At 60.5% G+C, this 11644-nt stretch carries 9 protein-coding genes; 8 read left to right on the forward strand and 1 reads right to left on the reverse strand.

Annotated elements, in window-relative coordinates; translation table 11 throughout:
* The first annotated feature begins 117 nt into the window (after positions 1 to 117).
* From ACWUKX_RS21045 to ACWUKX_RS21065, 5 genes are all read left to right on the forward strand, one after another.
* On the forward strand, positions 118 to 2013 hold the full coding sequence (locus ACWUKX_RS21045; protein WP_456008753.1) for an ABC transporter ATP-binding protein: 1896 nt from the start codon (positions 118 to 120) through the stop codon (positions 2011 to 2013).
* Positions 2010 to 3908 carry an ABC transporter substrate-binding protein gene (locus ACWUKX_RS21050; RefSeq protein ID WP_456008755.1) on the forward strand — a complete coding sequence of 633 codons (1899 nt, stop codon included), beginning with the start codon at positions 2010 to 2012 and terminating at the stop codon, positions 3906 to 3908. The genes ACWUKX_RS21045 and ACWUKX_RS21050 overlap by 4 nt, the downstream gene beginning before the upstream one ends.
* 2 nt (positions 3909 to 3910) lie before the next feature.
* Complete coding sequence (locus ACWUKX_RS21055) at positions 3911 to 4909, forward strand: ABC transporter permease (protein ID WP_065006533.1); 999 nt, start codon at positions 3911 to 3913, stop codon at positions 4907 to 4909.
* Positions 4906 to 6087 (forward strand): ABC transporter permease, encoded by a 1182-nt coding sequence (locus ACWUKX_RS21060; protein WP_456008757.1) that lies wholly within the window; start codon positions 4906 to 4908, stop codon positions 6085 to 6087. The genes ACWUKX_RS21055 and ACWUKX_RS21060 overlap by 4 nt, the downstream gene beginning before the upstream one ends.
* A gap of 200 nt (positions 6088 to 6287) precedes the next feature.
* Positions 6288 to 6767 carry a class I SAM-dependent methyltransferase gene (locus ACWUKX_RS21065; protein ID WP_095520012.1) on the forward strand — a complete coding sequence of 160 codons (480 nt, stop codon included), beginning with the start codon at positions 6288 to 6290 and terminating at the stop codon, positions 6765 to 6767.
* Positions 6768 to 6803: 36 nt separating this feature from the next.
* Here ACWUKX_RS21065 and ACWUKX_RS21070 read toward each other — a convergent pair whose 3' ends face one another.
* Positions 6804 to 8219 (reverse strand): DUF5939 domain-containing protein, encoded by a 1416-nt coding sequence (locus ACWUKX_RS21070; RefSeq protein WP_456008758.1) that lies wholly within the window; start codon positions 8217 to 8219, stop codon positions 6804 to 6806.
* 206 nt (positions 8220 to 8425) lie between these two features.
* Here ACWUKX_RS21070 and ACWUKX_RS21075 point away from each other — a divergent pair, with 206 nt between their 5' ends.
* The 3 genes from ACWUKX_RS21075 to ACWUKX_RS21085 all read left to right on the forward strand — a co-directional run bounded on the left by ACWUKX_RS21075 (position 8426) and on the right by ACWUKX_RS21085 (position 11445).
* Positions 8426 to 9250: a hypothetical protein gene (locus ACWUKX_RS21075; protein WP_456008759.1), complete on the forward strand. Its 825-nt coding sequence runs from the start codon at positions 8426 to 8428 to the stop codon at positions 9248 to 9250.
* Between the two features lie 75 nt (positions 9251 to 9325).
* Positions 9326 to 9850, forward strand: coding sequence for a GNAT family N-acetyltransferase (locus ACWUKX_RS21080; protein WP_456008760.1), 525 nt, complete (start codon positions 9326 to 9328; stop codon positions 9848 to 9850).
* A gap of 209 nt (positions 9851 to 10059) precedes the next feature.
* Positions 10060 to 11445 carry a hypothetical protein gene (locus ACWUKX_RS21085; RefSeq protein WP_456008761.1) on the forward strand — a complete coding sequence of 462 codons (1386 nt, stop codon included), beginning with the start codon at positions 10060 to 10062 and terminating at the stop codon, positions 11443 to 11445.
* Positions 11446 to 11644: the final 199 nt, after the last annotated feature.

The following is an 11644-nucleotide window of genomic DNA, read 5'->3' on the forward strand; positions in this document are numbered from 1 at the left end:
ATGCAGTCCGGTCGCCAGTTCCGCCAGCGAACTGGCGATTGTTTCGAATCCAAGTTGCTCTAGGCTGGCAATGCGCTAGTCTCGCCTTTTGGACCTGCCAGAGTGGGGCTGGTGAGAATGAATTCGGGCGTTGATCTGCTACGGATCGAGGATGTTGGCATCTCTTTTGCCATTATCGGGGGACCGTTGCATGCCGTCAGGCGTGCAAACCTTCGCGTCCTGCCCGGCAAGGTTACCGCGCTTGTGGGCGAGTCCGGATCCGGAAAATCGGTTATCAGCCAGGCAGTGATGGGCATTTTGCCGAACACGGCCCATGTTCGCGGCCGTATCCTGTTTTCCGATCCTGAAAAGCCCGGCACGACGCAGGATATCCTGCAGATGCCGCGTGACGGACCCGATATCCGGGCGTTGAGAGGCAGCCGCATCGGCAAGATCTTTCAGGAGCCGATGACATCGCTGTCGCCGCTGCACACGATCGGCAACCAGGTCAGCGAATCCCTGCAGATTCATACGCCCATGGCTCGGGCGGAGCGCAAGGCGCGGACCGAGGAAATGCTCGGCCTTGTCGGCTTTCCCAATCCCAAGCGCGCCTATGACATGTATCCCTTTGAACTTTCGGGAGGATTGCGTCAACGCGCCATGATCGCGATGGCGCTTATCTGCCGGCCCGCCTTGTTGATCGCCGACGAGCCGACGACGGCGCTGGACGTCACCATCCAGGCGCAAATCCTGCAATTGCTGCGCGAGCTTCAGACCAAGCTGAACATGGCGATGCTACTGATCACGCACGACCTTGGCGTGGTCGCCAATGTCGCCGACGAGGTGGTGGTCATCTACCATGGCGAGATCATGGAAGCGGGACCTGTCGAGGCGATATTCCGCCGGCCAGGTCACCCTTACCTGAAGGGCCTGATGGCAGCCGTTCCGCATTTCGATCTGAAGCCTGGCGAAAGGCTAAAAGCGCTCCGCGAGGTGCCGGTGAATGTCGGCAACCTGCTCGGCAAGCAGACGGCGCCGGCGTCGAAGGGGCCGGGCGACATCCTGCTGTCGGTCAGGGATCTGAAAAAGACCTTCACCACCCGCAAGTCCGGATGGTTCAGCGGGGCTCATCAAACCTCTGTTCGCGCCGTGGACAGCGTGAGCTTCGATATCAGGCGGGGTGAGTGCCTGGGTCTGGTCGGCGAAAGCGGTTCCGGTAAAACCACCGTCAGCAAGATCCTCATGCGGGCTGTCACCCCTAGCGGCGGCTCTGTGATTTTCAACGGCCGCGATGGACCGATCGACGTCTTGGAAGCCGAGAGAGACGCCTTGCGCATGCTGCGCGCGAAAATCCAGATGGTCTTCCAGGATCCGGTTTCGTCGCTTTCACCTCGCATGACGGTTGAGAACATCTTGAGCGAGCCGCTGGAAATCCATCAACGTGGCAATGCCGCGTCCCGACTCGCCACGGTCAAGAGCCTGATGCAGGCAATCGGGCTCGATCCGCGCTTCATCAAGCGTTATCCGCACAGTTTCTCCGGCGGGCAGCGTCAGCGTATCGGCATCGCGCGCGCGTTGGCGCTGGGGCCTGAACTACTGATCTGCGACGAGCCGGTTTCGGCACTCGATGTCTCTGTCCAGGCGCAGATCCTGAACCTCCTGAAGGATCTGCAGAAGGAACTGGGCCTGACCTACCTGTTCATATCCCACAACCTGGCGGTGGTGGACTACATGGCAGACCGCATCGCTGTGATGTGCGGCGGGCGTATCGTCGAGCTCGCGCCGCGCGAAATCCTGCTTAGGAAACCGGTCCACCCCTACACCCGCTCCCTGGTTGCCGCAGTACCTTTCCCCGATCTCGACAGGCCGATGGATTTCAAGACGCTGCAGCTCAGCGGCGCTTCCGACACCAGCGCATGGGGACCGCAATTCCGCGACGAGGGCGACGAGGATATGCTATCGCCGCTCGATCTTGGCGGCGGCCACCTCGTGCTGGCCCGGCGTTCGGCCGATGTCAGCGAGCTACGCCATTGATCGGCCGGCGCACCGTCCTTGGTCTCATGGCTTCGGCATTTCTGCCGGGCACGTTGCGCGCCGGCGATCTGGAGCCGGAATTTCTTCAGCCGCTGCTGAAGGCCAAGGCGCTGCCGGCACTCGCCGAACGCCTGCCCAAGAGCCCGCGCGTGTTGAACCTCGCCGCGATGGGGCGGCAGCCCGGCCAGTATGGCGGCACGCTGCGCACGATCATCGGCAGCCAGAAAGATATCCGGATGATGACGATCTACGGGTATGCTCGCCTGGTCGGCTACGACGAAAAGCTTAACTTGCAACCCGACATCCTCGAAAGTTTCGACGTAGCGGATGATCGCGTCTTCACTTTCAAGATGCGGGAAGGGCATAAATGGTCTGACGGTAGCCTGCTGACACCGGAGGATTTTCGCTATTGCTGGGAAGATGTCTGGCTGAACGATGAGCTTTCGCAAGGCGGGCTTGCGCCGGCCCTGCTGGCGGACGGCAAGCCGCCGCGCTTCGAGATCGTCGATCCGTCGACGGTCCGCTATAGTTGGGATGCGCCCAATCCCGACTTCCTGCCCAAGCTTGCTGCTGCTTCGCCGCTGCCGCTTGTTCTGCCGGCCGCCTATCTCAAGCAGTTCCACAAGAAATACCAGGATCCATTCCGGCTCGCCGGCCTAATGAAGGAGAACCGGGCCAAGAAATGGACGCTCCTGCATATCCGCATGTCGCGGCAGTATCGCCCGGAGAACCCGGAACTGCCGACGCTCGATCCCTGGCGGAACCGGACCAAGCCGCCGGCCGAGCAATTCGTCTTCGAGCGCAACCCGTTCTTTCATCGAATAGACGAGAATGGCCGGCAACTGCCCTATGTCGACCGGATCGTCATGAATGTCAGTTCGTCGGCGATCATCTCCGCCAAGACCGGTGCGGGCGAGAGCGACCTGCAAAGCATGGGAATTGACTTCAGCGATTACTCCTTCCTGAAGGACGCGGAGAAGCGCTACCCGGTGAAGATGCATCTCTGGAAACGCACACAGGGTTCGCGGCTGGCGCTGCTGCCCAATCTGAATTGTGCCGACCGGACGTGGCGTGGCCTTTTGCGTGAAGTGCGCGTGCGCCGCGCACTTTCGCTCGCTGTGGACAGGCGCGAGATCAATATGGCCGTGTTCTACGGACTGGCGCAGGAAAGTGCCGATACGGTCCTGCCGGAGAGCCCGCTCTACCGGCCGGAATTCGCGAAAGCCTGGGTCGCCCATGATCCCGACCAGGCCAATGCCTTGCTCGACGAGGTCGGGCTTCAGACGCGTGACGATGACGGCCTGCGGATACTTCCCGATGGGCGCCCTGCGCAGATCATAGTGGAAACGGCCGGCGAAAGCACGCTGGAAACCGACGCGCTCGAACTCATCACCGATCACTGGCGCAAGATCGGGATCGCCCTGTTCATCCGGACTTCGCAGCGCGATATCTTCCGCAGCCGCGCGCTTGGCGGCCAGATCATGATGTCGATGTGGTCGGGCATCGACAATGGCGTGCCGACCGCCGACATGAACCCGTACCAGCTGGCCCCCACCATCGACGACCAGCTGCAATGGCCGCTCTGGGGTGCTCACTACTTGTCTCATGGCAAGCTCGGTGAGGCGCCCGATCTTCCGCCTGTGGTCGAGCTGATGGTTTTGCTCAAGCGCTGGAACGCATCAACCGAAGCCACGGAGCGCGCCGAAATTTGGAATTCGATGCTGTCGATCTACACCGATCAGGTGTTTTCGATCGGCACCGTGAACGGAACGCATCAGCCGGTCCTGGTGTCCTCGCGGCTGCGCAATCTGCCTGACAAGGCGCTCTACGGCTATGACCCGACCGCCTATTTCGGTGTCTACATGCCGGATACATTCTGGCTTGGAGAGTCCTGAGCGTGCTTCGATATCTTGTCTGGCGCATCGCCGTAATGGTTCCAACGCTGCTGGTCATATCGGCACTGGTGTTCACGATCATCGAACTTCCACCAGGCGACTATTTCGACAGCCATGTTGCCGAGCTTCGGGCTCTGGGCGAAGCGGTGGATTCCGATCGCATCGAGATGATGCGCAAGGACTATGGTTTCGACCAGCCACCGGTCATTCGCTACTTCTACTGGGTCGGCGGGATGCTGCGCGGCGATTTCGGCTATTCCTTCGAATATGAGATGCCGGTCCGCGACGTCGTCGGGGACCGAATGTGGCTGACCGTGCTGGTTTCCTTCGTCACGATCATCTTCACCTGGCTCATCGCCTTTCCGATCGGCATGTACTCCGCCACGCATCAATACAGCTGGGGCGACTACGGCCTGACTTTCTTCGGCCTTCTCGGCATTGCCATTCCGAACTTCATGCTGGCGCTGATCCTGATGTATTTCGCCAACATCTGGTTCGGCACATCCATCGGCCATCTCATGGACCAGCAATATCTCGGCGAGCCGATGAGCTGGGCCAAGGCGAAGTCGATCCTCGCCCATCTCTGGATTCCGGTCTTGATCATCGGCACCGGGGGCACGGCAAGCATGATCAGGCGGTTGCGCGCCAATCTTCTCGACGAGCTCCACAAGCAATATGTCGTGACCGCGCGCGCCAAAGGACTTCATCCGTTCAAGGCGCTGGTCAAATATCCGCTGCGCATGGCGCTCAATTTCTTCATTTCCGACATCGGCTCTATCCTGCCGGCCATCATTTCCGGCGCCGAAATCACGGCGATCGTGCTGTCTTTGGAAACGACCGGGCCGATGCTGATCAAGGCGCTGCAAAGCCAGGACATGTATCTGGCAGGGTCGTTCCTGATGTTTCTCGCCTTCCTGACGGTCATCGGTGTCCTGATTTCCGACCTGGCGTTGGCGCTGCTTGATCCACGAATTCGTTTGCAGGGCGGCAGCACCAAATGAACACGCTTTCGCCGCTGCCCGCTCCAGGTGCTCCACTGCAACACTACGTTTCCATCGCGCCCATTGACCTGCAGTCGGTCGAGGCGATGACGCCGGAGCAGTCGAAGGTCTTTCAGGCGTCGCAGTTGCGGCTGATGTGGTGGAAATTCCGAAAGCACCGGCTTGCCGTTATATCCGGCATATTCCTGGCAGCGCTTTATTTCGGGATACTGATCTGCGAGTTCCTGGCGCCCTACGATCTGCACACACGCAACATGGACTACATCTATTCGCCGCCGCAGCGGGTGCACCTGTTCCACAACGGCCAGTTCGTTGGGCCGTTCGTCTATGGCCGCCAGATGAAGCTGGATATGGACACGCTCAAGCGGAACTACATCGAGAAACAGGATGATGTTCAGCGGATCCGTTTCTTCTGCAAGGGCGACAGTTACCGATTCTGGGGTCTGATCGAAGGTGACAGGCATTTTGTCTGCCCTGCCGAAAACGGCCAGCTCTTTCTGGCCGGCACTGACAGGCTGGGGCGCGATGTGCTCTCGCGCATCATCTATGGCGCACGCATTTCACTGACAATCGGCCTCGTCGGCATCAGTTTCAGCTTCCTGCTCGGCATTGTGATCGGCGGACTGGCCGGCTATCACGGCGGTATCTTCGACCTGATCGTTCAACGGGTAATCGAAGTTCTGCAATCGATCCCCAGCATTCCGCTATGGCTGGCTCTTGCTGCGATCATGCCGATAACCTGGAGTCCGATCCTGATCTATTTCGGCATCACCGTCATTCTCGGGCTGCTCGACTGGACCGGACTGGCGCGGGCCGTGCGTTCAAAGCTTCTAGCCTTGCGCGAGGAGGATTACGTTCTGGCCGCGCAATTGATGGGCGCCAAAAGCAGCCGCATTATCGGGCGGCATCTCATTCCCGGCTTCATGTCGCATCTGATCGCGACGGCGACGATCTCCATACCCGGCATGATCCTGGGCGAGACGGCGCTGAGCTTCCTCGGGCTAGGCCTGAGGGCGCCGATAACCAGCTGGGGCATCCTGCTCACCGAGGCGCGCAGCGTCAGCGTCATCGCGTTCTATCCATGGCTGCTTTTGCCGATGCTCCCCGTCATTCTCGTCATCTTGGCGTTCAACTTCCTCGGCGACGGGCTGCGCGACGCCGCAGACCCCTACAAGTGAGATCGCTATTCCGCCGCCGACTCCACCCGGTATGATCCTTGTCGGCAGCCTGTTCGGTTATTGCAGTGTTCATCGTTCGCTTCTATATGTGGCGAGACGCGATCGGGGTTTAACACGTCGCCCTCGGGTTTCACCCGTGAACCGTTCTGGTCGGGGGCATTGCCGATCTCTTGAACTGGTTTCAGGACACACAAACGCATATGACTCGCCTCGAGAATTTCATCAGCAGGATGACCGCACAGCGCGACATTCTCGATCAAGTTTGCCCCGAGGTGGCGAAAATGGAAGGGCTGGTGCTCGAGCTCGGCCTCGGCAATGGCCGGACGTTCCACCATCTGCGCGAGCGCCTGCCCGGACGCCGGATCGTGGTGTTCGACCGCGAACTTGGCGCACACGCCAGCTCAATTCCCGAAGCTGAAGACCTCGTGCTCGGCGAAATACGCGAGACGGCGAGCAGGTTCATTGGCATCGATGCGGCTCTTGTTCATGCCGACATCGGCACCGGCTATGATGATCGCGATGCAGTGACCTCCACCTGGCTTCCCGATCTGATCGCGCGCCTGCTTCGCGTGGGTGGCATAGCGGTCAGCGGCACGCCGCTCGATCACCCGCTGTTGCAACGCCTCCCGCCACCGCCTTCGGTGCCCGCCGATCGTTATTTTGTCTGCAGGCGCGTGTGAGGCGCTAGACGACCCAAATCTTCGGGGGCCAAATCTTCAGGGGATCGTATACACTGCTATCTCCCGCTCAATGCCGCGCAGCGAGACCTCGTGGGGCACGGGCGTCAGCGCGTTCCGGTGCAACAGATCGGCGGTGAGATTGTCGTCGACCACCGCACGAGTGGCGAAGATCGCCTGTGCGTTGGCAAGGTTCTGGACCCGCGAAGCAATGTTGACCGTCTGGCCGAAATAGTCCTGCCGCTCGTTCATAGACACCGCGATGCAGGGGCCGGCATGGACTCCGATCTTGAGCAGCAGATCCTCGCGCCCGCTCTTGTCGTTGAGCGCACGCATGGCATCGCGCATCCTGAGGGCCGCAGCAATCGCACGATCAGGTGTCGCGAAGGTCGCCATCACCGCATCACCGATCGTCTTCACCACCGCGCCTGCCTCCGCCGCGACGATCTCGTGCAGAACCTGGAAATGCACGCGCACGAGATCGAAGGCTGAAAGGTCGCCCACCCGCTCGTAAAGCTCGGTCGATCCGCGCAGGTCGGTGAACAGGAAGGTCAGGCTGGTGATCTTCAGGCGCTGGTTGATGTCGAGTGTATCCGTGCGATAGAGGTCGCGGAACGTCTGGTTGGTGAGCAGGCGCTTGGCGGTCAGGAAGGGCCGGCGTTTGCTCAGGAAATCATGCAATAGCTGGCCGGCGATGAAGACCGTCGGCAGCACGCGGGCGTCGGTCCTGTTCTCCAGCGAAATGCGCAACGGGCCGGGTTGCATCTCCAGCGTCTGGTTCTGGACATGGTCGCGGTCGAAGAGCAAAGAGAGGCTTCGGCGCTCTTTTGTTGGTTCGCCCTTCCCGTCGATGAACTGCACTGAATGGGTGACCGGCTCGAAGACGATGATGAATTCCGACGGAAGCTGTATGGGCAGAACCGCCTTTTCACCGGGGGCAAGCTCGATATCCTCCAGCGAGAACGCTTCCATCTTTTTCGCGAAATCCTCTTCCGGCAGATCGACGCCGGACCCCCAGTAGATCTGGCGGAAATATTCCATCAACGGCAGTTCGTGCGGATTGTGGGCGGCAATCCTGCGCACGCGGGGACTGACGGTGAATGTCACCTCGACCATCTCGTCAAGGGTCGGCGAATAGCCCTCGGAGCACAGCGCGCAGGTGTATTCGTCCTTCTGCAGGGTTTTCAGTGTGGCGTTGGTGTCGAGCACGCCGCCACAGCCGGGGCACAGAACATTCCAGGAAATCTCGAAGATGCCCACCCGCGCTGCATGGAGAAAGGCGCTTATGGCGCGTTCCTCGTCGAGGCCATGCTTGCTGGCGAAGGCTGGCGCATTGATGCGGCAAAGTTCGCGGTCTTTGCCCTCCGCGATGGTTCGCTTGATCGCGTCGATTGCCTGTGGATCGACATCGGTCGATTGCCGCAGAAGCGAGAACAGATCCTGAGATTCGTTCATCGTGCAGGCTCCGGAAAATGCGCCCCCGAGGCGTCTTGGCCGGACCGGTCTTTGGTCCGAGTGCTCCATCTTACTTCGAAACGGACCGTACGGCCATTCGAATGGCCAAACCTGGTGACAGTTCAATTTCCATTCGGCGGATTTTCACCGGCCGCAAGCGGCACTATGATGGTCCATGGGGGCCATTCATCTTGGGGCTTTCTCCCATGCCGACATCCAACAACCCGCCATTTCCCGCGGCCCTGCGCCTTTTCTCTGGGGCGGTCATCATCGTCCTGATCGTAGGCGCCGGCCTGTTTTTCGCGCCTGTGCTGGTCAAGCCGCGCTGGCCTTGGGCCGTCACGCCGTTCAATGCCCGCTTCCTCGGCGGCTTCTACACCGCCGAAATGGTCGTGATGGCGGCGCTGCTGGTCTGGAATCGCTGGTCGCCCGGCAGGCTCGTGCTCGTCATGGCCTTCATCTTCACCCTCATCGTGTCGGTGGCCTCGTTCATCAATCTCGGCTATTTCAACTTCGAGCGCAAAGCGCCCTGGCTCTGGTTTTTGGTCTATCTTGCTTCGGTCGCGGTATCCTGGCTGTTCCTGTGGCGGGCCAGGGCCCGTCCTTCTGCAAAAGGCGTGACCTTGAATCCCGCATGGCGAGGCTACATGCCGGTGGAATCGGCGATCCTTGGGCTCTATGGCGTCGGCCTGTTGCTGTTTCCCCTGACATTCGGCAGCATCTGGCCATGGCCGATCGATGCCTTCCACGCTCAGGTCTACAGTGCCATCTTCCTCGCCGGTGCGGGCGGCATATATCTCGTCTGGAGAAGCGCGCCGCGCGAGGAACTGCTGGTGCTCGGCTTGGCGCAGTTCCTGATTGGCCTGCTTGCCATCCTTGGCATCGTCATCACCGACGCTGCGGTGCACCGGATCGATTGGACGGCGACCGGGACATTGTGCTGGCTCACCCTTTTCGGCTGGATCGGCGTCAGCGGCGTCTTCAAACTCTACGCCGCATCCCGGTATTTTAGCTCGCAATCGGCATCATAGGTTGCAGAGACGGCTGGATTTTCAGGTGACGTCCGGTGCATCGTGCCGGGTCGATTGCCATCGCCGGAAAACGACATGACCAGCACGACCTCGCCATCCTCCGAGAAAATCCAGCCGCAGCTCCGGTCCGTCCGGCCAAGCGATGCGGAGGCGCTTTGCGCTATCTTCAACATGCCGGGCTTCCGCTGGGGCACGTTGAGGATGCCCTTCGAGATGGTGGAGCAGGTGGAGCGGCGCATCGCCAAGTCCGGCCAGGAAACCACTTGGATCGTTGCCGAGTTGGACGGCAAGGTCGTCGGCCATGGCAACCTGGTCGTGCAGAGTTCGCCGCGCCGTGCGCATATCGGCGAGATCAATATCGGCCTTGACGATGCGTTTGTCGGCAAGGGTATCGGCTCTGCCATACTTGGCGCGCTGCTTGACGTGGCCGACAACTGGCGCGCCCTGAAGCGGGTCGAATTGACCGTCTTTGCCGACAACGAACCGGCCGTCCGTCTCTACACAAGCCACGGCTTCGAGGTCGAAGGCCGGCATGTGAAGGCCGGTTTTACCGATGGGCAGTACCACGACCTCCTGAGCATGGCCCGGCTGCGGTTCTGAGAGCCGCTGTTTGGCCTTAGCTGTTTAGCCAATCTAACAATTCGTGCCGAGTCGGCGACAGCGATTGCTCAAGGAGAACTCCGTTGGATACGGTCAATTTCGTCTCACACCATTTTGATCGGTTGACAATCTATGTGTGGGCTATGTGTGGGCCGGCCGAAAGTCTGGTCTCCCTTGGCGTTTGCACCGCAAGCGGCTAGACGGGAGCAATGACCGCCGTCTTTGACCCAACCACTACGCCTCCGGTGGAAATTCTGGCTGTGCTGTCGCTGCTCTGCCCGGAAGTCGCGCGTGACATCGAGCAGAACTGGAATGCACCGGTTTCCGATTACGCCCGCCATCTGTGGCGGCCGGTGGCAAGGCCTGCATCGGGCCCGGCGATCGCTGCCCGCTCGATCCTGCGCGAAGTCCTGCATCAGCGCCTTGGTGCGATCATGCAGCCTGAAGAGATCGGCAAGGCCCTCGACGAGTTCGAGCACAGACCGGTGATTCAGTCCGGCCTGCACTGCCTGCTTCTGATGGACCGGACCACCTTCGATGCCCTCCTGCTTGCCTGGCTCGGCGCGGTCGAAAACGGGCTGTCGGCCTTCTTCGGCTTCATGGGAACGACGATGACCATGGAGACAATTGGCCGGGAGGGGCCGGGATGGCTCGATGTCGGAGACGACAAGATCAACCTGTTTGGCATGGGGCGCCACAAACTGTGCCGCAAAAGCGCCTGCGTGGCCGGTCCCGTCACCCTCAACAAGCGCGCGCTCGAAGCGGTGGGCGACGAAACGGATGCCAGCCGCTGGCTGGGCACACTGCTTGCCAGCCAGGACAAGGTTTTTGGAACCGCCGCCGATGCGCTGACAGCCCTCAACGAGGATCTGGTCGCCGATTGGGATCGTTTCGGCATGGCCCTGCCGGTTTTCATCGACGATCGGCTCGCCGCGGCTGCCGTGGCGCGGCATCTAGAATATGACGGCAGCCTTCTTTCCAGGCTGCTCATTGAGCCCGCAAGGCGCCAACGTCTCGAACGTGCCTTGCAAGAGGCCGCATCGAGCCCATTTGGCAGATTCCTGCCCAATGCCACGGCCTATTTCTGGGGCATCCGCGAGGAGCGCGTGCGAAAGCTCGTCCTCGAGAACGGGCACCTGATCGAGCCTGGCAGGCCGCATGGTCTTTCCATCCCGTTCGAGCGGCCGCATCTCAAGCAGGCGCTGCTGGACGGCGTGCTGCTGCCGAACTTGTTCCTGATGTTCCTCGTCCTTGCCATATTGCCGCGCGTGCGGGTTGTGGGCGGCCTGAGACAGATTGGCTATGTAGCGCTTTTCCACTCGATCCTGCTGGCTGTGCTGGACGAAAGCGCGCCGGAAGAGCGCGATCTGGCTGCGGAGCTGCAGGTTCGGGAAAATGCCTGGGGCATGCGGGTCATCGATGAAAAGATCTCGGTCCGCGAGCAGCTTGCCGGCCTGCCGGAAGGGGCGCTCTTCCCGGACCTGCTCCGGCAATACCGTTTGCGGACATTTGCCGAGACGACCGACGACCTGAAACTGGTTCGCGAAAACGCCCGATGGCGCAAGATCGGCCAGGCAGAGATCAAGGCGACCTGAGCCTCACTTCAGGCCTTAGTTCAGGTTGATTTTCTAGAGCGGTTCACGTTTCACGGAAACGCAGAACCGCTCTATCTCTTTGTTTGACGCAATTCCTGACGGAAAACGGTACGCACTTTCCCTGGAATTGCTCTAGAGCGCTTCGCCTTTTGACTGAATCTGGATTCCCAAGTTTGCGCAAATCAGATTCGATGTCCTG

It is taken from the genome of Mesorhizobium sp. f-mel, from assembly GCF_053850215.1.